The 22,503-nt window shown below is 69.0% G+C and carries 23 protein-coding genes; 10 read left to right on the top strand and 13 right to left on the bottom strand.

The annotated features are described in order from the left end of the window. Window positions 1-65 precede the first annotated feature (65 nt). On the top strand, window positions 66-929 hold the full coding sequence (locus AAF430_04435; GenBank protein MEM7409468.1) for a TIGR03619 family F420-dependent LLM class oxidoreductase: 864 nt from the start codon (window positions 66-68) through the stop codon (window positions 927-929). 100 nt (window positions 930-1,029) lie between these two features. Here AAF430_04435 and AAF430_04440 read toward each other — a convergent pair whose 3' ends face one another. Then, window positions 1,030-1,644 carry a PEP-CTERM sorting domain-containing protein gene (locus AAF430_04440; GenBank protein ID MEM7409469.1) on the bottom strand — a complete coding sequence of 205 codons (615 nt, stop codon included), beginning with the start codon at window positions 1,642-1,644 and terminating at the stop codon, window positions 1,030-1,032. Between the two features lie 300 nt (window positions 1,645-1,944). Here AAF430_04440 and AAF430_04445 point away from each other — a divergent pair, with 300 nt between their 5' ends. After that, on the top strand, window positions 1,945-2,781 hold the full coding sequence (locus AAF430_04445; GenBank protein MEM7409470.1) for a phytanoyl-CoA dioxygenase family protein: 837 nt from the start codon (window positions 1,945-1,947) through the stop codon (window positions 2,779-2,781). On the opposite strand, the gene AAF430_04450 is transcribed toward AAF430_04445, so the two are convergent. After that, window positions 2,778-3,530, bottom strand: a complete 753-nt coding sequence (locus AAF430_04450; GenBank protein MEM7409471.1) for an SDR family NAD(P)-dependent oxidoreductase — start codon at window positions 3,528-3,530, stop codon at window positions 2,778-2,780. The two genes, AAF430_04445 and AAF430_04450, sit on opposite strands and share 4 nt — an antisense overlap. Window positions 3,531-3,613: 83 nt before the next feature. Here AAF430_04450 and AAF430_04455 point away from each other — a divergent pair, with 83 nt between their 5' ends. Further along, window positions 3,614-4,789: a cytochrome P450 gene (locus AAF430_04455; protein ID MEM7409472.1), complete on the top strand. Its 1,176-nt coding sequence runs from the start codon at window positions 3,614-3,616 to the stop codon at window positions 4,787-4,789. Window positions 4,790-4,813: 24 nt separating this feature from the next. On the opposite strand, the gene AAF430_04460 is transcribed toward AAF430_04455, so the two are convergent. Both AAF430_04460 and AAF430_04465 read right to left on the bottom strand, forming a co-directional pair. Further along, entirely contained in the window at window positions 4,814-5,176 is a 363-nt protein-coding gene (locus AAF430_04460; GenBank protein ID MEM7409473.1) for a Rieske (2Fe-2S) protein, read from the bottom strand. A gap of 8 nt (window positions 5,177-5,184) precedes the next feature. After that, window positions 5,185-5,847 (bottom strand): enoyl-CoA hydratase/isomerase family protein, encoded by a 663-nt coding sequence (locus AAF430_04465; protein MEM7409474.1) that lies wholly within the window; start codon window positions 5,845-5,847, stop codon window positions 5,185-5,187. A 164-nt stretch (window positions 5,848-6,011) separates the two neighbouring features. Here AAF430_04465 and AAF430_04470 point away from each other — a divergent pair, with 164 nt between their 5' ends. From AAF430_04470 to AAF430_04485, 4 genes are all read left to right on the top strand, one after another. Then, the gene (locus AAF430_04470) at window positions 6,012-7,367 is read left to right on the top strand and encodes an MFS transporter (GenBank protein ID MEM7409475.1); all 1,356 of its coding nucleotides are present in this window, start codon (window positions 6,012-6,014) and stop codon (window positions 7,365-7,367) included. A 10-nt stretch (window positions 7,368-7,377) separates the two neighbouring features. Continuing rightward, complete coding sequence (gene gpmI / locus AAF430_04475; GenBank protein MEM7409476.1) at window positions 7,378-9,024, top strand: 2,3-bisphosphoglycerate-independent phosphoglycerate mutase; 1,647 nt, start codon at window positions 7,378-7,380, stop codon at window positions 9,022-9,024. A 146-nt stretch (window positions 9,025-9,170) separates the two neighbouring features. Further along, entirely contained in the window at window positions 9,171-10,556 is a 1,386-nt protein-coding gene (locus AAF430_04480) for a hypothetical protein (GenBank protein ID MEM7409477.1), read from the top strand. A gap of 57 nt (window positions 10,557-10,613) precedes the next feature. Further along, entirely contained in the window at window positions 10,614-11,303 is a 690-nt protein-coding gene (locus AAF430_04485; protein ID MEM7409478.1) for a PEP-CTERM sorting domain-containing protein, read from the top strand. Here the strand turns inward: AAF430_04485 and AAF430_04490 are convergent. From AAF430_04490 to AAF430_04505, 4 genes are all read right to left on the bottom strand, one after another. After that, window positions 11,300-12,142, bottom strand: a complete 843-nt coding sequence (locus AAF430_04490; GenBank protein ID MEM7409479.1) for a phytanoyl-CoA dioxygenase family protein — start codon at window positions 12,140-12,142, stop codon at window positions 11,300-11,302. The two genes, AAF430_04485 and AAF430_04490, sit on opposite strands and share 4 nt — an antisense overlap. 8 nt (window positions 12,143-12,150) lie before the next feature. Further along, window positions 12,151-13,623 (bottom strand): hypothetical protein, encoded by a 1,473-nt coding sequence (locus AAF430_04495; GenBank protein MEM7409480.1) that lies wholly within the window; start codon window positions 13,621-13,623, stop codon window positions 12,151-12,153. Window positions 13,624-13,701: 78 nt separating this feature from the next. After that, window positions 13,702-14,556, bottom strand: a complete 855-nt coding sequence (locus AAF430_04500) for a TylF/MycF/NovP-related O-methyltransferase (protein MEM7409481.1) — start codon at window positions 14,554-14,556, stop codon at window positions 13,702-13,704. After that, window positions 14,553-15,998 carry an AMP-binding protein gene (locus AAF430_04505; GenBank protein MEM7409482.1) on the bottom strand — a complete coding sequence of 482 codons (1,446 nt, stop codon included), beginning with the start codon at window positions 15,996-15,998 and terminating at the stop codon, window positions 14,553-14,555. The genes AAF430_04500 and AAF430_04505 overlap by 4 nt, the downstream gene beginning before the upstream one ends. A 63-nt stretch (window positions 15,999-16,061) precedes the next feature. On the opposite strand from AAF430_04505, the gene AAF430_04510 reads away from it, so the two are divergent. After that, window positions 16,062-16,508: a nuclear transport factor 2 family protein gene (locus AAF430_04510; protein ID MEM7409483.1), complete on the top strand. Its 447-nt coding sequence runs from the start codon at window positions 16,062-16,064 to the stop codon at window positions 16,506-16,508. On the opposite strand, the gene AAF430_04515 is transcribed toward AAF430_04510, so the two are convergent. From AAF430_04515 to AAF430_04530, 4 genes are read right to left on the bottom strand one after another with little or no spacing between them, the layout of a single operon-like run. After that, window positions 16,505-17,647 (bottom strand): FAD-dependent oxidoreductase, encoded by a 1,143-nt coding sequence (locus AAF430_04515; protein MEM7409484.1) that lies wholly within the window; start codon window positions 17,645-17,647, stop codon window positions 16,505-16,507. The genes AAF430_04510 and AAF430_04515 overlap by 4 nt on opposite strands. A gap of 17 nt (window positions 17,648-17,664) precedes the next feature. Then, the gene (locus AAF430_04520) at window positions 17,665-18,156 is read right to left on the bottom strand and encodes a DUF934 domain-containing protein (protein MEM7409485.1); all 492 of its coding nucleotides are present in this window, start codon (window positions 18,154-18,156) and stop codon (window positions 17,665-17,667) included. After that, the gene (locus tag AAF430_04525) at window positions 18,143-19,798 is read right to left on the bottom strand and encodes a nitrite/sulfite reductase (GenBank protein ID MEM7409486.1); all 1,656 of its coding nucleotides are present in this window, start codon (window positions 19,796-19,798) and stop codon (window positions 18,143-18,145) included. Before AAF430_04525 ends, AAF430_04520 begins: the two co-directional genes overlap by 14 nt. Before the next feature lie 29 nt (window positions 19,799-19,827). Next, window positions 19,828-20,145: a DUF2849 domain-containing protein gene (locus AAF430_04530; GenBank protein ID MEM7409487.1), complete on the bottom strand. Its 318-nt coding sequence runs from the start codon at window positions 20,143-20,145 to the stop codon at window positions 19,828-19,830. A gap of 464 nt (window positions 20,146-20,609) precedes the next feature. On the opposite strand from AAF430_04530, the gene AAF430_04535 reads away from it, so the two are divergent. After that, the gene (locus AAF430_04535) at window positions 20,610-21,068 is read left to right on the top strand and encodes a hypothetical protein (GenBank protein ID MEM7409488.1); all 459 of its coding nucleotides are present in this window, start codon (window positions 20,610-20,612) and stop codon (window positions 21,066-21,068) included. A gap of 73 nt (window positions 21,069-21,141) precedes the next feature. After that, on the top strand, window positions 21,142-22,008 hold the full coding sequence (locus AAF430_04540) for an SDR family NAD(P)-dependent oxidoreductase (protein MEM7409489.1): 867 nt from the start codon (window positions 21,142-21,144) through the stop codon (window positions 22,006-22,008). Between the two features lie 28 nt (window positions 22,009-22,036). Here AAF430_04540 and AAF430_04545 read toward each other — a convergent pair whose 3' ends face one another. Further along, on the bottom strand, window positions 22,037-22,480 hold the full coding sequence (locus tag AAF430_04545) for an OsmC family protein (protein MEM7409490.1): 444 nt from the start codon (window positions 22,478-22,480) through the stop codon (window positions 22,037-22,039). Window positions 22,481-22,503: the final 23 nt, after the last annotated feature.

Consider the following 22,503-nt stretch of genomic DNA (forward strand, 5'->3'; position numbering starts at 1 on the left):
TCTACGACCGCTGCGACGGGCCCCGCTGGGCCCTGTGCGTCCACCCCCGAGCCAACGGAGCCCCCGTGAAGTTCGTCGTTTCCGCTGCCTTCAACGACCCCGACCATCTGACCGAGCTGGCGATCTGTGCCGACGAGCACGGCTACGAGGCGATGGCCTTTCCCGACCACGTCGTCCACCCGGAGCAGCTCGATACGCCCTATCCCTACACCGAGGACGGTTCGCGGCGTTGGGAGGCCTTCACGCCGTGGGTCGATCCCTGGGTGGCGATCGGGGCCTGCGCCGCGGTCACGCGTCGGCTGCGCTTCACCAACAACGTATTCGTGCTGGCGATGCGCAACCCGTATCTCGCGGCGAAGTCGATCGCGACGGCCGCCGCGATGTCCGGGGGGCGCGTCACGCTCACCCTCGGCGTCGGCTGGTCGAACGTCGAGTACACGCTGATGGGCCAGGACTTCCGCACCCGCGGCAAGCGCACCGACGAGATGATCGAGCTGATCCGCAAGCTCTGGACCGGCGAGATGGTCTCCCACGAGGGCCGCTTCTATCAGTGCGAACCCCTCGAGATGAACCCGAAGCCGCCGGAGCGCATCCCGATCTGGGTGGGCGGCATCTCGGACCCGGCGCTGCGACGCGCGGCGCGCAACGACGGCTGGCTCTCCGACCTGCAGAGCTCGGCCGAGATCGCCGAGTGCATTGCGCGCGTGCGTCAGTACCGCGAGGAGCTCGGGCGCGGTGACGCGCCCCTCGACGTGATGGCCAGCGCGAGCGACGCCTTCGATGTCGACGGTTACCGCCGCCTGGCCGACGCCGGCGTGACCCACGTGTTGACGCTCCCGTGGATCTTCACCCAGGGCGACACGAAGGTGCTCTCGGAGAAGAAGGACGGCCTGCGCCGCTTCGCCGATGACGTGATCGCGAAGTTCTGAGCGCGCGGCGGGTTTCGGTCGGCGAGCACCGCCACCAAAGCGAAGGGCCCCGCTCCCGGAGGAGCGAGGCCCTTGCTTCGTTTCGAACGGTGGCCGGGTACTAGCGGCGGCGGCGCGAGGCCTGGCTCGCCACCAGGAGGCCGATTCCGAACACGAGCGCAGCGCTCGGCTCCGGAACGGGCTTCTCCCACTTCTTGACCCAGATCTTCTTGATCTTGAAGTCGTCGTTCTTGTGGTCGGCGTAGAAGTCCATGATGGTGCCGGGCTTGTCGAAGACAGCCTTGTTGGCCCACCAGATGCCGCTACCGGAAGCCTTGTCGTCGACGATCGTCTTGCCGTCGATGTCGAGCGACCAGTCGTCACCGCTGCCGTTGGCCTCGGTGAACTCGACCTTCACGATGTGCACCATCTCGGAGAAGTGCATGCGCAGGCGCTCGTCCGGGCCCCAGCCATCGATCTGAGTGGAGTCACCCTTGTACGAGTAGACGCCCGTGCCCCACTTGCCCATGTGCACCCACTCGCGACCATCGGTGCTGTGAGCCGTGAGCTTCAGCTCGATGCCGTGGACCTCGGTCGACCACGACTTTCCGTACCAGTTCTTCTTGCTGGTCAGGTCGAACATGGCGACCGCGTTCGCGGCGCCAGCGACCAGCAAAGTGAGCGTCGCAAGGGAAGCAATAAACAGTCCCTTGGAGCTCCAGTTCTTCTTGAGCATTGTTTCCGTCCTCCAAGGAGTGCGAGGGCACTCCGCAGCGCAGCCCGACTCGGTGTGTAGAAGCAGCGACCCGGCCCGCCGAAAACAGCGTGGGTCGAGGCGAAGACTATCAGAGTTCGGAGCCTCAGCTCAAGCCTGAAGTGCACCTAAACCGCTGAAAATCTTCGCTTTCTTTCCTGTGCCCCTTCAGGCCAAAAAGGGTACAAGGAAAATGAACGGCCTCGAAAAAAGGTCGAGAGGTGTGTCGGCGGGGCCCCGAATTCGCCGCTCCGAACCGCCTCCGACCCCCGGAGGGAAAGCATGTCGACCGGCCCCGATCCGCAAGAGACCGTCGAAGCCCTGGCCGATCAAGGCTTCGTGATCCTGGAAGGCGCGATCGAGCCGGCGCTCGTCCGGCGGCTCCGCGACGCGATCCGGGAGGTCACTGCCGAGGCCGCGGCGGCCCCACGGGGCAACTCCACCGAGGGATACGCCACCCTCCGCACCTACAACCTGCTGGCGAAGGGCGCAGCCTTTCAGGAGATGCCCACCCACGAGGCCGTTCTCCCGGTGGTCGAGGGGGTGCTCGACGAGGGCTGCCTGCTCTCCGGAATGACCGCCATCGACATGGGCCCGGGCGAGGTCCCCCAGCCCATCCATCCGGACGACCTGGTGGTCACGGCACCGCGGCCCCACCCGCCCGTCATGTGCACGTCGATCTGGGCGCTCACCGACTTCACCGAAGCCAACGGAGCCACCCGTGTGATCCCGGGCAGCCACCGCTTTCCCGGTCTCCCGGATCCAAAGGGCGAGCACGATTGGATCCCGGCCGAAATGCCGGCGGGCAGCGTCCTCTTGTTGGACGGCAGCACCTGGCACGGCGGTGGCGCGAACCAGACCTCGGACGAATGGCGCCTCGGCGTGAACGTCCAGTACTGCGCGGGTTGGTGCCGGCCGCAGCAGAACCAGTACCTCGGCGTACCGCCCGAGATCGCGCGCGGCTTCTCGGACCGGCTGCTCGAGCTCTGCGGCTACAGCCTCTACAAGGGCATCATGGGCCACATCGACGGACAGAGTCCGGCGAGCGTGTTGGGCGAAGAGCGCCTCGCGGAACGAGCCTACGCATCCCCCCGCATGGCGGCCCTGAAGCGTCGCTAGCTCGAGCTGACGCCCGCGTCGATCGACAGCACCGTGCCGTGCACGAAGCGCGCCTCGTCCGAGGCGAGGTAGGCGACCGATGCGGCGATCTCGCTCGCCTGGGCGAAGCCCCGATGCCCCGAGTACTGCTGGACCAGTTTGAAGTCCATGCCGTCGGGGAAGTCGATGTTCTGGTTGAGCGGCGTGTCGACGCCACCCGGGGCGACCGCGTTCACGCGGAGATCCGTCTTCACGTACTCCGCCGCCAGCGCACGCGTCAGCTGGACGACTCCGCCCTTCGCCGCGCAGTACCCGACGGTGTAGGCCTGACCGATCATGCCCGCGACCGACGCCACGTTCACGATCGAGCCCTTCGACTCGAGCAGGCGCGGGATCGCGGCCATGCACATGAAGGCCACGGAATCGAGGTTCAGCGCCATCAGGAAGCGCCATTGACCCTCTTCCATCTCGTGGAAGTGATGGAAGCGGCTCGCACCGGCGACGTTGGCCAGCGTGTCGAGCTGACCGTAGGCCGAGGCCGCGGCTTCGACGGCGGCGCCGCACTCGTCGAACTTCGTCAGATCGAAGCGACCACTCTCCATCTGTCCGCCTGCTTCGGCGACCGCCTTCGCCGTCTCGGCGAGTCCCTCGGCGTTGATGTCGGCGCCGAAGATGCGTCCGCCTTCCTCGGCGAAGCGCAGTGCCGTCGCGCGACCAATGCCCGAGGCGGCACCGGTAATCAGGGCAACCTTTCCTTCGAAGCGCTTCATGGCGGTCCTCCTGGGACGTTTCGATGGCGCGGCGCACGCTAGCGCAGGGCCGTCACCGACGGTGGAGTGGTACCGTTCTCGGCGTGAAGGTCGACTACAACCCGTTCAGCGAAGCCATCTACGACGATCCCTTCCCCACCTACCGCGCGCTGCGCGATCACTCGCCGGTGCACTACGTGGAGGAGTTCGACTGTTGGTTCCTCTCGCGCTTCGCCGACGTCTGGGCGCTGGAACAGGACCAACGCAATCTCACGACGAAGTACGGCACGACGTCGACCCACCTGGTGATCCAGCAGACGCCGACCTCCCCCAACCTGGCCGGACTCGATCCGCCGGAACACAACCGGGTGCGCAGCTTCTTCAATCCGGCTTTCAAGCCCGGCGCCGTTGCGACGCTCGAGCCCCAGATCCGCGGCTTCGCGCGTGACGCGATCGCCGAGCTGCAGAAAGCCGGCGGTGGATGCGGTGTCGAACTCGGCGGCAAGGTCTCGTCGCGGGTGGTCTGCACGCTGATCGGGCTGCCCCTCGAAGACGCCGACCGGATCCAGGAGTGGGTGAACCTCTACTTCGATCGCGAACCCGGCCAACGCGGCAGCACGAAGCGCGGGATCCAGGCCGCGAAGGAACTCGCGATCTACCTGTTCCAGACCTCGAAGCGCATGCGCAGCGAGGGCGCGCCCGAAGGCAGCGTGATGCAGAAACTCCACCAGGAGGAGCTGAACGGCGAGAAGCTCGACGACATGGGCATCGCGATCCAGCTCAACATGCTGGTGATCGGCGGCACCGAGACCTTCCCCAAAGTGTTCTCGGCGACCCTCGACCGCCTGGCCCAGAACCCGGATCAGCGCGCTGCCTGCGTCGCCGACCCGGGCCTCGCGGCCGATGCCTTCTACGAAGCCCTGCGCATCGACATGCCCACCCAGATGCTGGGTCGCACGATCGTGAACGACTTCGAGTTCCAGGGGCACACGCTGCGCGGCGGCAGCCGCTTGCTCTTCTTGTGGGGATCGGCGAACCGGGACGAGCGCGAGTTCGAGGAGCCGGACCGCTACGACGTCACGCGGCGCGCCCCCCGCATCCTCTCCTTCGGACACGGGCAACACATGTGCCTGGGCGCGCACGTGGCGAAGCTCGAGGGCCGCATCCTCGTCGAGGAAGTGCTGTCCGCGTTCCCCGAGTACCGCGTCGACGCCGCGAACACGAAGCGCATGCGCTCCGAGTTCTTCCGCGCCTACACCGAGCTGCCGATCCGCGTCTGAGCGCGGGCGGCTTCACCCGTCGCGTCAGGTGGGGTCGGGCTCGAGCCCGCCCAGCAGGTTCACGAGCACCACGCCGGCCTCGACGCGCGCCTCGAAGGGCTCGAGGCGATCCCCCGTGCAGGGACCGGCGATGCAATGCCCGTCGTCCTTGCGGAAGAGGGCGCCGTGGGTCGCGCAGACCAGGTGTTCGCCCTCGCGGTCGAGGAAGTCGTCGGGGCGCAGATCGAGGGGCGTCCCGCGGTGCGGGCAGCGGTTCTCGAAGACCCGCACGACGTCGCCCTCGCGCAGCACGATCACCCGCTGCGCGCCGTCGCCCCCGTCCACCACGAAACCCCGCGCCCCCGGATCCGGCAGGTCGTCGAGGCGGCACACCGCGGTCTCGAGCATCGGGCGCGCTACTCGCCGAAGGTCTTCGACAGCGCCGCGAGCGCCTGCGGGTACATGCCTTCCTTCAGCACCGTCATGACCGGATCGGCCTTCGGTGCGTACTCGGCGGCCACGGCGGTCGCCGCGGCGACCAGTTCGGGCTCGGGCACGACGCGATCGACGATGCGCGCCTCGAGGGCACGCTCGGCCGGGTAGCGGGTGCCGGTGACGATGACCTCGTGTGCCGTCTGGCGCGGCAGACGCGCCTGGATGATCGCGGTCATGCCCGGATGCAGCGGCGCCTTCATGTCGATCTCGGGCATGCAGAAGAAGCCGCGCTCGGAGCGCATCAGCCGGGCATCGTGGGCGAGAGCGATCTGGGCACCGGCGCCGAACGCATGGCCGTTCAGCGCGGCCACGGTGAAGGCCGGGAACACCAGGATGCGCCTCATCACCGCGAGCACCGTGTTCAGGTAGGCGGGGACGTCGGGGCAGCCCGTCATGTACTCCACGTCCAGGCCGTTCGAGTAGAACTTCCCGCTGCCGGTGGTGACGAGGGCCTTGGGCCCGGACGCCTTCTCCACCTCGTCGAGGGCCGTGTTCCAGGCCGCCACGAAGTCCGGGTGGAAGCGATTCTCTCCAGAGTCCATCTGCAGGACGAAGACATCGCCCTCGCGGCGCAGGTCGATCATGGGGGCTCCTTCGCGGACGCGAAACGCGCGGATGCTATCGCGTCTCGTGCGCCCCCCGCGGCTGCGCGTCTCCGCTTCGCAGGGGTCGACGCGGGGACCCGACGGAGTTCGGTAGACTGCGCCGTCCCCACTCCTGGGGCCGAACGCCCGTCGGCACCCGCACCATGGTCGATACCCACGTCGAAGAGAGCCTCGGGGCCAACCCCGGGGACGCCGCCCTCAATCCCGCCGATCAGGTGGCGATGGGCGTGCCCGCCTCCAAAGCCCCGGGCTTCCTGGGCTCGTCGCGCGGTCGTGCGTTTCGCGCGCTGGCCCACCGCCCGTATCGGCTGCTGTTCTCCGCGTTCCTGGTGAACCAGACCGGCTTCTGGCTGTCCCACCTCGGCATGCAGGGCCTGATGGCCGCAAAGAGCGGCAACGACCCGCTGTGGCTCGGCTGGCTCTTCTTCGCGCTCTTCATCCCAGCCTTCGCCCTCGCCCCACTGGCGGGCGTGACCGCCGACCGGTACGACCGCAAGCGGATCATGCTGGTGAGCTACGCGGGTATCGCCGCGCTCTCGGCGGTGCTGGCTGCGCTCACCGCCACCGACGCGATCACCCCGCTCTCCCTGCTCTCGATCGGGTTCGGAATGGGCCTGTGCTTCTGCTTCTCGGGTCCGGCGAGCTACGCGCTCGCCGCCAACACGGTCCCGCCCGAGGACATGCCGAGCGCCGTCTCGCTCCAGTCGGCGGCGAACAACCTGACGCGCGTGGTCGGGCCGATGGCGGTAGCACCGATCATCGCGACCGGGCGTTTCGAGTGGGCTTTCATGGCGTTCGTCGTGGCGGCCACGATTGCTGGCGGACTCACCGCGGCGATGCGCGTGCGGCCCTACACACCAGAACCCAGCGAAGGCGGCATCCTCGCCCGGCTGGCCGGCGGCTTCCGTCACGCGAGCGAGCGCAAACCCGCGGTTCCGGCCCTCAGCGTGGTCGCAGTGCTGTCGCTCTTCGGCGTCTCCCACGCGGTGGTGCTGCCCGTTTTCGCCGAGGAGGTGCTCGGCAACCTCGACGCCTTCGCCTGGATCGTCGTCTCGACCGGGGCCGGCGCGGTCCTCGGCGCACTCACGATCGGCTACCGGCGCAGTGATCCCACGCTGGCGAGCTCGGTGTGGGTGATGCTCGCCTATTCCGGTGCCCTCGCCGCCTTCGCCGTTTCCACGTCTCTCTGGGCCGCGCTCCTCACCCAGTTCGTCCTGGGATGGTGCTACTTCGCGATCATGACGAGCCTGCAGACGCTGGTGCAGCAGCTCGTCGACGAGTCGAAGCGCGGCCGGGTGATGAGCCTCTTCCAGGTGGCCTGGGCCGGCCTGGTGCCGTGGGGCGGGCTGGCGCTCGGCGCCGCCGCGGGCTCCTTCGGCGTCGTCCCCACGCTGCTGGCGGGTGCCGCCGTTTGCGCGGTCTACGCCATCGGCATCGGACTGTGGTCGCGCCAATCCGCCTGGGCCGGCCTGCCGGCGTCCCAGGAAGGGGTGTACTAGAAACCCGTCGATGACTTGGAAGCTCCGCTCGCACCCGACGTTCTCCGGCGTGCGCGGACCGGTGGTGGCCTGCGTGATGGACGGCGTGGGCATCGGCGCCCGCGACGCGTCCGACGCGGTCCACCTCGCCCGCACCCCCCACCTCGACTGGCTCGCCCAGAACGCGCTGGCCACCCAGCTCCGCGCCCATGGCACGGCGGTCGGCATGCCCAGCGACGCCGACATGGGCAACAGCGAGGTCGGCCACAACGCGTTGGGGGCCGGCCGGGTCTTCGACCAGGGCGCGAAGCTGGTCGCCCAGGCGATTGCCGACGGTCGGATCTACCAGGGCGATGCCTGGCAAGAGGTGACGGAGCGGGTGCGCGCCTCGGGGCAGCCGCTGCATTTCATCGGCCTGCTCTCGGACGGCAACGTCCACAGCCACATCGACCATCTCTTCGCCCTGCTGCGACGCTGCGACGAAGAGGAGGTGAGCGCGGTGCGCATCCACGCGCTGCTCGACGGTCGCGACGTCCCCGAGCGCAGCGCCCTCGGCTACCTCGACGCCCTCGAAGAGCTGCTCGAGACCCTGCGGCGCAAGCCGAACCGCGACTACCGCATCGCCTCGGGCGGCGGGCGCATGCTGGTGACGATGGACCGCTACGGCGCCGACTGGCGCATCGTCGAGCGGGGCTGGCAGACCCACGTGCGGGGCGAGGGCCGCGCGTTCCGCACGGCGAAGGAAGCGGTCGAGACCTTCTACCGCGAAGACGCCTCGGTGGGCGATCAGCAGCTGCCCGCCTTCGTGATCGCGGACGACGACGGACCGGTCGGCCCGATCCGCGACGGATCGTCGGTGGTGTTCCTGAACTTCCGCGGCGACCGCGCGATGGAGCTTTCCCAGGCCTTCGAGGACGACGACTTTCCGCACTTCGACCGCGGTGCCCGCCCCGACGTGCTCTTCGCGGGCATGATGCAGTACGACGGCGACCTCGCGATCCCCAAGCGCTTCCTCGTCTCCCCGCCCGAGATCGAGCGCACCCTCGGCGAGTACCTCGTTCGCAACGACGTGCACCAGCTCGCGATCAGCGAGACCCAGAAGTTCGGCCACGTCACCTACTTCTGGAACGGGAATCGCAGCGGCACGTTCGACGACAGCCGCGAGCTCTACGTCGAGGTGCCGAGCGACACGCTCCCCTTCGAAGAACGTCCCTGGATGAAGGCGGCGGAGATCACCGACCGCGTGATCACCGAGCTGCGAACCGGACGCTTCCGACATGTGCGCCTCAACTACGCCAACGGCGACATGGTCGGTCACACGGGCGACCTCGGCGCTTCGGTCATCGCCGTCGAGGCCGTCGACCTACAGCTCGGACGACTCCTGCGCGCGATCGACGAGCTGGGCGGCGCGCTGATCGCGACCGCCGACCACGGCAACTGCGACGACATGTTCGAGCGCGACAAGAAGGGCGAAGTCGTGCTGGCTCGAGACGGGCGACCGAAGCCGAAGACCAGCCACACGCTGAACCAGGTGCCCTTCTACGTACACGCGCCCGGGGCCGGGCTGTCCCTGCGGCCGGGCGTGAACGAACCGGGCCTGGCCAACCTCGCGGCCACGGTGCTCCAGCTGCTGGGCCTCGACGCGCCCGACGACTACGCGCCCTCGCTCCTACGCTGACCGAGCCGACGCGCCGCGCAGGTGGGATGTCCAGCGCGTGACGCGCTGCGTCCGTGGCGTTCGCGCCCGGCTGTACCGTTTGTTGACAGCCGGTCGACTCCCCGTCTAGCGTCGTTCGCACTGTCCCCCCACCCGAGGTGCCCTCTATGCGATTTCCGCGATTCCTCGCGGTTTGCGCCTTGCTCGTTCCTTGTTCGGTCGCCGCCGGCGACCTCGAGGATCTGTTTCCCGGCGTCATCCAGCAGGCGCAGCTCAGCTCGCAGCAAGTGGGCTTCGCGCCCACGGTGACCTTCACGGGAGGCACCGACTCCGGCACCTTCACGGCGGACGGCGGCCAGTTCGTCGTGGGGACCGTCGACCCGGTGGCCAGTGTCGCGAGCCTGTCCAGTCAGATCTCGGGGCAGTTCCAGCGCTTCCCGCTCGGATCCACGGTGGCGGCCTTCACCTTCGAGTTCGACCCGGAGCTGAACGTCTTCAATCGCTCGACGCAGGGCCTCGGGCCGCTGCTCTCCGAGCGCGCTCAGACCACCGGCCAGGGCAAGATCAACATGGCCTTCTCGTACTCGCGGGTGGCGTTCAGCGTGTTCGAGGGCAACGACCTCGACCGCATCCCGATCGACCTGTCGGGACTGAACTTCACCATCCTCGGTGGCTCCTCGCCGGGAGCCAGTCAGCTGAACTTCCAGGGCGGCGGCACCCTCCTCGACTTCAACCAGGACGTGAACCTCGGGCCCGGCTCCCAGATCGTCTTCGGCGACACCGGCGGCGGCACGATCGGAACGCCCGGTGGCGAGCTCGTCGGTTTCCACACCTCGGGATTCGGGGGCGGCAGCGTGGGCGTGCCGAACGTCCAGGCCTTCCTCGACGCCGAGCTCGACGTCGACGTGTTCGCCTTCTTCCTCAACTACGGCGTGACCGACTGGCTCGACGTCGGAGCGGTGGTCCCGCTGCTCAACATCGATGCCTCGGGTCAGGGCACGATCTATGGCCTGACGGACACGGCGGGCAACCCGATCATCGTCCGGACCTTCCGGGAGCGGGACAACACCTTCGGCTTCGGCGACGTCACGGTTCGCGGTAAGGCGCGCCTGCTCACCAGCGAGTTCATCGACGCCGCCCTGCGGGCCGACGTCACGATCCCGACCGGCGACGAGGACGACCTGCGCGGCTTCGGCAGCCCGGCCTTCGGCCCGACCCTGATCTTCTCGAAGAACTTCGGCCTGATCTCGCCCCACGCGAACGCGGGCCTCCAGTTCCGCACCGATGACACGGACCTCCACCAGTTCCGCTGGGCGGGCGGCGTCGACATCCAGCCCCACGAGCTGATCACCCTCACCGGAGACGTCATCGGCGAGCACCTGATCAACCGGGGCGAGGACATCGGCAAGGACATCTTCGCCGTCTCGGCGGGCCTGAAGATCAACCCCTGGAGCCGGCTCGTGATCGCCGCCAACGTCGTTTTCCGCTTGAACGACCAGGGGTTGCGGGCCGACTACATCCCCTCGGGAACGATCGAGTACACCTTCCGCTGAGACTCTGCTGACACAACTGGGGCTTCCCGACCACTCCTGCCAGCGCAGGAGGGTCTCATGCGGAAGCAGCAGTGGTGCAAGCAGGGTGCAGCGGTTCTCGCCCTCGGATTTCTTTCGGTGGCGCTGGCCGCCCCGGCCGGGGCGCTCTCGTCCTTCGGCTTCAGCCAAGCCAGTAGCGACTCGACGCCGGCCGAATGGCTGGGGGCGACGCTCTCCTACGAGGTCGTGGATCTCCAGACCTTCACGCTGTCCGTCCGCAACGACACGGCCGGCGCGACCGCCTTCGACATCTCCCACGTCTTCTTCAACGTGGGCGATCAGGTTGGCTACCTGAACCTGGTGGAAGCGGTCAGCTCGGTGAACGGCACGAACACCGGCGCCTGGTCCGTGGGCGACTACGGCTACGACCGCACCACCGCCTTCTTCGGCAACTTCGACCAGTCGCTGCGGACCGCGCCCGGTGCCAGCGCGACCGAGCGCATCGCCCCCGGCGAGACCCAGAGCTTCACGTTGCAGATGAACTGCGACTACAGCGCCTGCGATTTCGACGCCCTGCTCGGCGATCTGAGCGCAGGCGGCTACGGCCAGGCCCATGCGGCTCTGCGCTTCACCTACGGGCCGAACCTCGACGCCGCCTTCGGCGCGATCACGAACCTCGGCACCACCGTGGTTCCGGAGCCTTCGACGGGCCTGTTGATGGCGACCGGGCTGGCCGCCTGGGGCCTGCGCCGACGCACCCGCGCCTAGGCCCTCGCCAGCGCGGCCCGCGGCGCAGCTTCGCCGCCGAGCGGGTCGCCTTCGCGGAGCTCGGCATGATGCGGCTTCGTCGGCGCCCCAGGGCGCAGAGCGAAGCGCGCGTCGTCGCCGCAGTAGCGCACCGAGATCGCGCGCCGGCGGTCCGTCGAGAGGTTCGGGAAGGCGCCGTGCACCGTGCGCGCGTGGTGCACCGCCACGTCGCCGGGCTCGAGATCGAAGCTCACGACTTCGAAGTCGCCCGCCGCGATGTCGGGGACGCTCTCGCCCTCGGTGCCCGGCACCTCCTCGTTCGAGACGAAGAAGTTCGGCTTATAGAGCCGTCCGTCGCGGTGGGAACCGACGACGTAGCGCAGCGCGCCGCTCTCCGGTGTCACGCGATCGAGGGGACACCAGGTCGTGCAGACCTGCTCCCCCTGCACGTGGAAGTAGCCCATGTCCTGGTGGAAGGCGGTGTGTTCCGCGGTGCCCGGCTCCTTCACGAGCAGGCTGTCCTCGTAGAGGAAGACCGCGCGCGAACGCAGAAGCGCGCTGGCGGCCGCGGCCAGGGGCGACTCGAGCGCGAAGGCGCGGAAGTCGGCGTCGTGCCGCCAGTGGTCGGTCCCGGCGACGAAGCCGCCCTGGGCCGGTGCGTCGCCCTCGACGAGGGTGTCGCCTCCGCGCGCCTCGATCGCACGCGCCATCTCCGAGAGATCCGCGCTGCGCACGGCCCGCAGCTCGGCTTCGAGGGGCGCGGCCATCCGCTCGAGCCAGTCCGGCGGAATCACCTGGCGGAGCACGACGACCCCATCGCGCTCGAACTGAGCGATCTCGTCGTCGCGGAGCGTGCGCACGGGGCCTCCTAGAGCAGCTCGAAGGTACCGCCGGTTCGGACGCGGGCCGTCCGCCCGCAGAACTCTTCGCGGGGCAGGCTCGCCAACAGATCCGGATCGTCGCTGGTCGCCCAGACCCGGGCCGGCGGGCTCGCTTCGGTGCGGCCTGCGACGAGGATGCGCGGATGGCTGCCATCCCGGTCGGTCAGCTGGGTCACCGTCTCGATCTGAACGCGGCCCGTGTAGGACTCGTCCCAGTCGAGGGTCGGGCTCTGGGCCTCCGCGGTGACGTCTTCGTAGCGGTAGCCCTGCTCGGGGGGCTCACTCGAATAGACCGCAGCGGCGTGCTTCATCATGTAGCTGCCGATGCCGCTCGAGTAGCCGAGCTGGCCGCGGTCGGGCCCGCGCAGGCGGTTCATCAGGGTCGCGAGGGCGTGCATCACGTAGCTGTTGAAGGGACCGCCCGAGAAAGTGAGCCCGCCGGTGACGGTGAGCGGCCGATCCGTGCCGAGGCCCAGCTCGTCCGCCGCGATCTGCACCGCCGAGGGAAAGCAGCTGTAGAGATCGACGGGGCCCAGCTGATCCGCCTCGACGCCGGCGAGGGCGAGGGCCCGGCGTCCCGCGGTGCCAAGGGCCGCCTGGTCGTGGAAGCTCGCGCGCACGCCCATCGGCGTCGTGGTGTGTACGTCCGTCGCGGCCCAGGGGAAGACCCAGCGGTCTTCGGGGATGCCGTGGCGGCGCGCCGCTTCGACGGAACACACGATCACCGCGGCGCCCAGGTCGACGACCATGTTCGCCACCAGGAACTTCGTGTACGGGAAGGCGATCCAGCGATTCGCGTCGCTCGGCGTGGCGATCGCCTCGGCGCTCATGGGTTCGCGGATCCAGGCGTAGGGGTTGTCGGCGGCCACTCGGGAGAAGCCGGCCCAGAGCCGACCCACGCGTGCGCGGTGATCCGCGAGTGACTCACCGCGCGCGGCGCGCAGGGCGTTCTCGTAGAGGGCGAAGACCGCCGGCGGCATGCCCCGATAGCGCTCTTCCCAGGGCGTCCAGCCCGCGTCCGAGTCGAAGGTCTCGTCGGGCCAGGCGTCGGGCTGCTCGGTCCACGCGAGCTCGAGGCCCGCTTGCTTCGATCGCCGCTTCGTGTGCTCGGCCTCGGCGGCGACGAGCAGGACGCAATCGCGCTTCCCCGCCTGAATCTCGACCGCCGCGTGGGACAGCATGCGCTGGACCGTCGAGCCGGCGATCGGGCCGGACGCCGTCTGCGCACCGGTGCAGCCGAAGCGGTCGCGCAGCAGCGCCGCTGCGTTCGTGTAGGGCCACAGGCCCTTCGGGACCCGGATCGAATCGAGCTGGCCGAGCAGGTCGCGAGAGCCGGCATCGTCGGCGGCGCGCTCCGCCGCCTCCACCATCAGGGCCAGGGGCTCGCGGGCATCGGCGGGATCATCACAGCGCTGCTTCGTCTGGCCGCAGCCGACGAGCACGGGGGTGCGGGGGTCCAAGAGGCGTCCTCGGTCAGTCGGGAAGGAGAGGGGGAGCGGGAGGGAACGGCCCGAGGGCCGACGGCCTGCCAGAATGAGTCAGCCCAGGGCCCTTCGCCAGGCCACCCCGGTCCAGTCGATCTTCTCGAGCGGCTCTTCGATCCCGTGCTCCCGGCGGTAGTCGTCGACGGCCCGCGCGCAGGGCGCCAGCCCGTAGTCGTCGACGATGCACCAGCCCCCCACCGAGAGGCGCGGATAGAGGTGCTCCAGGGCCTCGCGGGTCGACTGGTAGAGATCGCCATCGAGGCGCAACACGGCGATGCGTTCACTCGGGAAGCGCGGCAGGGTGTCGGCGAACCAGCCCGGGACGAGGACGACCTGGTCGTCCCAGAGATCGAAGGCGCGGAAGTTCGCCTCGACCTCCGCTTCGGTCACGGCGAGGAAGCGCTTCTGGTGGTGGCGATCGCCGGCGTCGGCGGGGTAACGCTCCGGGTCGGGCGGCGGCAGGCCGGCGAAGGAATCCGCCAGCATCACGCGTCGATCCGAGACGCCGTGGGCGGCGAGCACGCCCCGCATGAAGACGCACGCGCCGCCGCGCCAGACCCCCGTCTCGACGAGGTCACCCGGGACGTCCTCGGCCAACACCTGCTCGACACATCGCCGCAGGTGTTCCATCCGGTCGACCCCGATCATGCTGTGGGCCTGAAGCGCCCATTTGCGCCCGCTGCGGCCAGCGTCGGGTTCGAGCCGCTCGAAGACGCGCCAACCCAGGCGCGCGAACGCGCGTTCGACACCGCGTACGGCAAGGCGGCGCAGCAGCCCGCGTTTGTAGTCGCGCGTCGCGAGCGGCAGGCCGGGCTCGTCCCAGAGGGCGTGGCACAGGGCGAGCTTCAAGAGCTCGAGGTAGCGGTCCCGGTTCTCGGCAGCGAGTCGCGGATCCGGCGCGTCGCTCACGAGGCGGGCAGGCGCGCGTCGCGCAGGGCCGAGCGGCGCACCTTCCCCGCTTCGTCGCGCAGGGGCGTGGTGACGTACTCGAAGCTGCGCGGGATCTTGTAGCGGACGAGATGGTCGGCCAGGTGGGTACGCAGGGTCTCGTCGCCCACCACAGCGGGGTCGGCTTCGACGATCGCGTGGACGCGTTGTCCCAGGTCCTCGTCGGGGAGGCCGATCACGGCGCACGAGTGAATCGCCGGGTGGGCGTCGAGGGCGGCCTCGATCTCGGCCGGGTACACGTTGGCGCCGCCGGTCACGATCATGTCGGTGCGGCGATCGACCAGGTAGAGGTAGCCGTCGGCGTCGAGGTAGCCGAGGTCGCCCAGGGTTTCCCAGCCGTCGTCGGTGCCGCGGGCCTCGGCCCCGATGTAGCGATAGGTCGAACCGCGCCCACCCGGCGGCATCATGAACACTTCGCCGATCTCGCCCGGCGGGAGTTCGCGGCCGTCGTCGGCGAGGATCCGCAGCTTGCGACCACCGGTCGGTTTGCCGACGGAGCCCGGGTGATCCAGCCACTCGCGACCCGAGATCAGCGTGCCCCCGATGCGCTCGGTGCCGCCGTAGGCGTTGAAGACCCGTTCGGGGCCGATCCAATGCACCAGCTCGGTCATCAACCAGGCCGGGCAGGGTCCGCCACTCGACACCAGGCGTTCGAGACTGCCGAGGTCGTGGGCCGTGCGCTCGGCTTCGGGCAGGCGCCAGATCCGCAGCAGCATCGTCGGCACGAAGGACACCCACTGCACGCCGTGGGTCTCGATCGCGGCGAGCGCTTCTTGGGGATCGAAGCGTTCGAGCAGTACGACCGTGCCGCCGAGCAACAGGGTCACACTCGTGTTCACGAAGCCCGCTGCGTGGTACTGGGGCCCGGGAACCAACACCGTGTTGCCGGGCTGGTTGCCATAGAAGGGCTGGGTCGGATCGCATTCCGCGGCCAGCGCGTCGACGATCAGCTTCGGTCGACCCGTGCTCCCGCCCGACGCGAGGGCCTGACGCGAAGGGGAGGTGCGGTCGGGCAGCGGCGGTGCGTCGACGACCGGCGGTTCGAAATCGGCGGGCAGGGCCGGGAACCCGGCGGCGTCCGAGGCGTCGACGCCGACGACCAGGCGCGGCTTCGCCTGGGCGAGGATCGCCTCGCGCTCCTTCGCGGGCAGCCGCCACGAGATCGGTTGGGGCACCGCGCCGAGCTTCCAGGCCCCGAAGCACGCCAGCACGAAGGGCACGCCGTTGGGCAAGGCGATCGTGACGAAGTCTCCCGCACCCACGTCGCGCGCGGCGAAGGCATGGGCCCAGCGCTCGGACAGGGCGTCGAGTTCGTCGTAGCGGAGACGGCGATCGCCACAGACGAGCGCGACCCGCTCGGGGGTGCGTGCTGCGTGGGATCGCAGGGCGGCGGGGTAGGACATCTGGGGCACGGGGAACCAGTATGCGAAACTGGCGCCGGCGCATCATCCGGGGAGCGTACGCCGATGGAAGCCGGCGAGGCGATCGCGCGCGAGTCGATCCGCGACCTCATCAGCCGCTACAACCACGCGGGCGACCGCGGCGACCTGGTCGGGCTGTGCGCGTGCTTCCACGAGGACGGCGTGCTCGACCTCCCCGACGAGCCGCCCTGCGAGGGACGCGCGGCGATTCGGGAGCGCCTGCAGAACGTGGTCGACGAGAGCGCGGAGACGCCGCGTCCGGCACGCATGCGCCACCACGTCTCCAGCGTGGGGATCACGCTCGGCGGCGAGGGCGAGGCCGAGGCGCGCAGCTACTTCGCCGTCTACACCGAGGTGGGTCTCGACCACTGGGGCGTCTATGCGGACCGGCTCGAACGCCGCGACGGCGTCTGGGGCTTCGCCGTCCGCAAGGTGCGCGTCGACGGCGCCACCGCGGAATCGCGCATGGCGCAGAAGTACCGCGTCGCCTAGCGGTCGGCGTCCGCTTCGGGCTTTCTCACGCCGCGGTAGATCGCACGGTTCACCACCCAAGGGGTGATCACACGGTCCACGATCCAGGCCGGGATGCGATACCGCCCGCCGTTCGGTTGGAACACCTCGAGACCGTCGTGCTGGGGTCCGAGGATCGAGCCCCAGCGATGCGCCGGCGGTCGGTAGCGCTTCATCCCTTCGGGCTGGCCGTCGAGGAAGGCGCCCACGTTGTGCGTGAGCACGCGGTGCCCCCAGTTGCGGGCGGAGCTGCGCTGGGGGTCGGTGGCAGCGACGTCACCGAGCGCGAACACCCCCTCGGCGCTCGCGACGCGCAGACTCGCGTCGACCCGGACGAAGCCGGCGTCGTCGCGCCACGCATCGGGCAGGAAGTCGGCGTTCGGACGTGCGCGGCCAACGCACCAGAGGACCAGATCTGAAGCAAACGCCGGCTGACCCGTTTCGAAGAGCACCGGCTCGCTGCTGAACGGCGCTTCGATCCCATCCGGGAGCAAGGCGCGGTGGTGCGGGTGTCGTTCCACGCCCAGCGCGGCCAAACGCGCGACGAGGCGGCCGCGGATCTTCGGGTGATACTCCCGCAGCGGCTCCTCATGCGGGTGAAAGAGATGCACCTCCTTCTCGGGGAAGCGGCGCTTGACGTTCGCCGCCACGCTCACTCCCGAGGCACCGCCTCCTACCACGGCGAATGACTTCGCAGCGGCGACGCGCGCAGCCTGATCCGAGAGCTCCGCCTCGATCTCGCGCTCGCTCTGGAGCGTCGCGTTGCGCCAGAACCCCTGGGTGACCCCGGTGGCGACGACGAGCACGTCGTAGGGCTCGCGGGTCGTGCGCCCGTCGGCGTCAACGATGACCACCGAGCGCGTCACCGGATCGACCTGGCTGATCGCACCGTGCACCGTGCGGACCGCGTCGAGCTTCCGGTAGCGCGCGAAACGCAGGAGATAGTCGCGCTTCCAACGTTCGGGACGCGTCAACCGCAGACCCAGCTCCTGGCCGCTCACCAGGCAGGACTTCGCCCCGATGCCGACGACCTCGACATCCGATCGCTGGGCCAGATGGATGGCGCTGAGCACGCCGGTGTCGCCGAGGCCCGCGATGACGATGCGGCGGGTCGCGGACACCGTTTCTGCGGGACGCCCTAACGTCCCCAGCGACGCTGGAGGGCGGTCTTGCGCCCGTCACCCGTCGGCTGATACCAGACGTCGATGTCGGCGGACGCGGTCTTCCACGCCTGCACCGCATCTTCCGAGCGCACCTCGAACACGTCGAAGCCGACCCGGTCCATGAAGTGGAGCTGCTCGAGCAGCACGTCGCCCACCGCGCGCAGCTCACCCTGGTAGGAGAGCTGCTCGCGCAGAATGCGCGCATTCGAGTAGGCCCGCCCGTCGGTGAACGCGGGAAACTCGAGCGCCACGACGGCCAGCTTCGACAGATCGTCCGCGAGGGCGCGCGGATCGTCGTCGGGCCGCAGCCAGACGCCCACCGGTGCGCCGCGCGACAGCAGCGCGTCGCGCTGGGCCTGCCACTGCGCGAGATCGACGATCACGGCGCCGTCGGCCGGCAGGCTCTCTTCGCCCACGGCCGATGCGAACGCGTCTTCGATGACTTCCCCGCGTCTAAGCAGCGTCATAGAGTTTCTGCTTGAACGGATCCATGCCGACGCGCCGGTAGGTATCGAGGAAGGTCTCGCCGTCGTTGCGCAGCTCGAGATAGGTGTCGATCACGGTCTCGACCGCGTCGGTGATCTTGTCGGCCGCGAAGCCGCGTCCGGTGATGTCGGCCAGCGCCGCGTCTTCGCGCGAGCAGCCGCCGAGCTGGAGCTGATAGAGCTCCTCGCCCGCACGGTCGACACCGAGGATGCCGATATTGCCGACGTGGTGGTGACCGCACGCGTTGATGCAGCCCGAGATGTTGAGCTCGAGCGGGCCGACGTCCTTCTGGCGTTTGATGTCTTCGAAGCGCGTCGCGATTTCCTGGGCCACCGGGATCGAACGCGCATTCGCGAGGGCGCAGTAGTCGAGGCCCGGGCAGGCGATGATGTCGCCGATCAGCGCGTGGTTCGCGGTCGCGAGATCGAGCTCGACCAGACGCTCCCAGAGTTCGAAGAGCCGGTCCTGCTCGACATCGGTGAGCGTCAGGTTCTGACGATGCGTGACGCGCAGCTCGCCGAAGCTGAAGGTGTCGGAGAGATCCGCGACGGCCTCCATCTGATCCGAGGACATGTCGCCCGGGGCGCGTCCCGGCGTCTTCACCGTGATGTTCGCGATGATGTAGCCGGGCTGCTTGTGCGCGTGGGTGTTCTGCTCGACCCACGCATCGAAGGCCGGGTTCTCGGCGCGCTTCTCGCGCAGGGTCTCGGACGCCGCCGGTAGCGCGCGGTAGTCGGGCGGCGCGAAGTAGGCGTCGATGCGATCGATCTCTTCCTGCGGCACCTCGAGAGCACCGCCGGCGAGACGCGTGTACTCCTCCTCGACCATCCGAGTGAATTCTTCCGTGCCCGTCTCGTGCACGAGGATCTTGATACGCGCCTTGTACTTGTTGTCGCGACGCCCGAGCCGGTTGTAGACGCGCAGGATCGCCTCGAGGTAGCTCAGCAGCTCGCGCGTCTCGATGAACTTGCGGATCGTCTTGCCGACGAAGGGCGTCCGCCCGAGACCGCCGCCGACGATCACCTCGAAGCCGGGCTTGCCCGCATCGTTGCGGTGCATGATCAAGCCGATGTCGTGCACCTTCACCGCCGCGCGGTCGTTCGGCGAGCCGGTGAGCGCGATCTTGAACTTCCGCGGCAGGAACGAGAACTCGGGGTGGAGCGTCGACCACTGGCGAATCAGCTCGGCGTAGACGCGCGGATCCTCGATCTCGTCTGCCGCGACACCCGCGTACTCGTCGGCGGTCGTGTTGCGAATGCAGTTGCCACTGCTCTGGATGCAATGCATCTCGACGCTGGCCAGCTCCTTCAGGATGTCCGGCGTTTCTTGCAGCTGAATCCAGTTGAGCTGGAGATTCTGACGGGTCGTCCAGTGTCCGTAGCCCTTGTCGTAGTCGCGCGCGATCTGGGCCAGCTTGCGCAGCTGCCGCGAAGACATCACGCCGTAGGGCACGTTGATGCGGAGCATGTAGGCGTGGAGCTGGAGATAGAGCCCGTTCATCAGGCGCAGCGGGCGGAACTGCTCTTCGGTGAGCTCGCCGGCGATGCGCCGCGCCGTCTGACGTCGGAACTGCTCCGCGCGGTCGTTGACCAGCTCGGCGTCGAATTCGTCGTAGCGATACATGGGGGTTCCTTCGCGGGCGCGGGGGCGGCCTAGTTGCCCGCTTGCTTGCCGAGATCGGTCCGGACGGTGGGGCCGGCCGCGCGAATCACCTCGCGGAAGCGGACCGGCACGACCACGCCGTCGCGGCGCTCGACCCCGATCAGCTCGGCGCCGACGACCTCCTGGCGGGCCTCGGCGGCGAAGCCGTCCTTCTCGAGCACGGCGGCGTCGGCCTCGTTGTCGGCGACCCGGACGACCGGATCCTCGATGCGCTCGGCCCACGTATTGCCCTCGCCCAGGTAGACGACTCGGCCGTCTCCCAGCCGATTCGCGATCACGACGTGGCTCGAAGCCTTCTTGCGGGCCATGGGACTCTCTTGGGTACGCGCTGGGGGGTGCCGTCGCCGAGTCTCGGGAACGGATCTTCCCGGAGTTCCAGACACCAGAACACGGGAATTCGGGTGCGAGAAAATACCGCAACGCGGTTCCAGATCGCAACGGATGGCCCGGGCCTTCCAGAAGCGGCGCGAACACGAGAACCTCGGGCGATCTCGATGCTCGCCCTTTTCCCAAATTCCTGACTATTAAAATCGAGAAATGCGCCGCGCGATCCCATCCGCGGGAGCATGCAAGAACCTGCGGAGCCGCGCCCGTCGAGGCACCCGCGTTTCCCATCCGGGAGGAACGGATCCCTTTCCGCGGCTCACGGCGGCAGCGGGCGCGGTCTGGTGCGCCCTCGCGCTCGTCCTGGTTGGTACGCCGATTGCTCTAGAGGGGGAGCAACCTGCACCCCCGGCCGGTGTTCCGGCTCCAGCGAGAGGACTGACTCGCCATGTTCGCGCACCCCCACGACCGCAGACGCAGAGGTGGCTACTCCAGCACCGAGCTGCTGTTTGCGCTGGCGTTCCTCGGCGCCGATGGGATGGGCGCGGACGCGATGGGCTTCCGCACGGACGACGAGGTCTCCCACCCGCCTCGACGCACCCAGGCAGAGGAGATCGCGGCGAATCAGATGGAGTTCGTGAACACCCTGCCCCTCGAAACCCTGGCACCCACGCAGGGTTTCGAGGCGGCGGCCTGGGAGTGTCATCCCGGCCTGCCGACGGGATCCCTCCCGGTCGTGGTCCGCGCAGCCGACGGCACGATCCGTGGAGAAGACCTGTATCAGGTCTCGGTGCGCGTCGAGATGCCCGACGCGAACCCGTCGGTGCGCAAGCTCGCCGTGCGCGTCACGTGGGAAGACGCGGGCGCCCCCCACGCCACCGAGCTCGAGACGATCCGGGCGCGATAGCCGCCGGGCTGCGCTCTCCCTCCCCGCCCCGCTGCCCGTGGGTGTAGGGTGGCTCCTCCACGGGAGGAGAGCCGTGCAGGAACTTGCCGAGCGCGTTGCCGTCATCACCGGCGCCGCCAGCGGAATCGGACGGGGCATCGCCGAAGCTGCCGCCGCGAAACAGATGCGACTGGTCCTCGCCGACATCGAGCCGAAGACCCTCGATGCCGCCGCCGATGCGCTGCGCGCAGCGGGAGCGGAGGTCGCGGCAGTCCCCACCGACGTGTCCGACGCGGGCGCGGTCACACGGCTGGGAGAGGCGGCCCTAGACCACTTCGGCGCCGTTCACCTGGTTTGCAACAACGCCGGGGTGCTCGTCGCCGGCTCGCTCTGGGAGAACTCTCTCGACGAGCTGCGCTGGTCCGTCGACGTGAACCTCTGGGGCGTGATCCACGGCATTCGCACCTTCGTGCCGATCCTGCTCGAGCAGGGCGGCGAGGGACACATCGTGAACACCGCGTCGATGGCGGGGCTGACCGCGGCCCCCTACCTCGACATCTACAACGCCACGAAGCACGCGGTGGTGGCCCTCAGCGAGACCCTGCACAAGGAGCTCGCGATGCTCGAGAGCGGCGTCGGCGTCTCGGTCGTCTGCCCCGGCCTGATCCAGACGCGCATCATGGAGAGCGCCCGCAACCAACCCGGTACGGGCGACCGCGACCCGGACGCGCGCACGCTCAGTGAGGGCGGGAACTTCATCACCGGCTTCCTGTCGGCGGGCATCGACGACGGTTGGCCGCCCTCGCGGGTCGCCGACGCGATCTTCGATGCAGTCGCCGCCCAGCGCTTCTACGTGATCCCCGCGCAGGAACCGGTGAAGGCGGGCCTGTACCAGCGCCTCGACGAGTTGCGGGAGGAACGCAACCCGGCGCTTCCGGGCATCTTCTCCGAGCCCAGCTGAAGCCCCCGCGACGCCGCGCGCCCGGCGCTCAGATCGGTTCGACCCGGATCGCGGTCACGACCGAGTTGGCGAGGAAGCAGTTCTCGTGGGCCTGGTGGTGCATCTTCGCCACCGCGTCCGCAGCGGGCGCCTCACGAAAGCGCACGTCGGGGCGCAGGATCACCTCGGTGACTGCGAGCTTCCCGTCCGCGTTCTTCGCCAGGGTGCCCACGGCACGGTCCTCATACGCCTCCACGACCAGGCGGCGGCGCGCTGCGATCGCCAGGAAGGTCAGCATGTGACACGAGGCGAGTGAGGCGACGAAGGCTTCCTCGGGATCGACACGATCCTCGCTGCCGAGGAAGTCGGGCGCCGCCGACGCCTCGACGATCGCCCCGTTCGGGAAGCGCCATTCGTGGTTCCGTGAATAGTCCGGGTAGGCGAACGATTCGGTGGTGTGGGTCCACTTCACGTGAGCGTGGTGTTCGGACACGGGCGCCTCCTCGCTTCGGTACA

The organism is Myxococcota bacterium (genome assembly GCA_039030075.1).
GTDB lineage: Bacteria > Myxococcota_A > UBA9160 > UBA9160 > SMWR01 > JAHEJV01.

Bases quoted from the DNA above. Each gene is read 5' to 3' on its own strand.
- AAF430_04440 (MEM7409469.1), bottom strand. From the start codon at position 1,644: ATGCTCAAGAAGAACTGGAGCTCCAAGGGACTGTTTATTGCTTCCCTT.
- AAF430_04445 (MEM7409470.1), top strand. From the start codon at position 1,945: ATGTCGACCGGCCCCGATCCGCAAGAGACCGTCGAAGCCCTGGCCGAT.
- AAF430_04450 (MEM7409471.1), bottom strand. From the start codon at position 3,530: ATGAAGCGCTTCGAAGGAAAGGTTGCCCTGATTACCGGTGCCGCCTCG.
- AAF430_04460 (MEM7409473.1), bottom strand. From the start codon at position 5,176: ATGCTCGAGACCGCGGTGTGCCGCCTCGACGACCTGCCGGATCCGGGG.
- AAF430_04465 (MEM7409474.1), bottom strand. From the start codon at position 5,847: ATGATCGACCTGCGCCGCGAGGGCGATGTCTTCGTCCTGCAGATGGAC.
- AAF430_04470 (MEM7409475.1), top strand. From the start codon at position 6,012: ATGGTCGATACCCACGTCGAAGAGAGCCTCGGGGCCAACCCCGGGGAC.
- gpmI (MEM7409476.1), top strand. From the start codon at position 7,378: ATGACTTGGAAGCTCCGCTCGCACCCGACGTTCTCCGGCGTGCGCGGA.
- AAF430_04480 (MEM7409477.1), top strand. From the start codon at position 9,171: ATGCGATTTCCGCGATTCCTCGCGGTTTGCGCCTTGCTCGTTCCTTGT.
- AAF430_04485 (MEM7409478.1), top strand. From the start codon at position 10,614: ATGCGGAAGCAGCAGTGGTGCAAGCAGGGTGCAGCGGTTCTCGCCCTC.
- AAF430_04505 (MEM7409482.1), bottom strand. From the start codon at position 15,998: ATGTCCTACCCCGCCGCCCTGCGATCCCACGCAGCACGCACCCCCGAG.
- AAF430_04510 (MEM7409483.1), top strand. From the start codon at position 16,062: ATGGAAGCCGGCGAGGCGATCGCGCGCGAGTCGATCCGCGACCTCATC.
- AAF430_04520 (MEM7409485.1), bottom strand. From the start codon at position 18,156: ATGACGCTGCTTAGACGCGGGGAAGTCATCGAAGACGCGTTCGCATCG.
- AAF430_04525 (MEM7409486.1), bottom strand. From the start codon at position 19,798: ATGTATCGCTACGACGAATTCGACGCCGAGCTGGTCAACGACCGCGCG.
- AAF430_04530 (MEM7409487.1), bottom strand. From the start codon at position 20,145: ATGGCCCGCAAGAAGGCTTCGAGCCACGTCGTGATCGCGAATCGGCTG.
- AAF430_04535 (MEM7409488.1), top strand. From the start codon at position 20,610: ATGTTCGCGCACCCCCACGACCGCAGACGCAGAGGTGGCTACTCCAGC.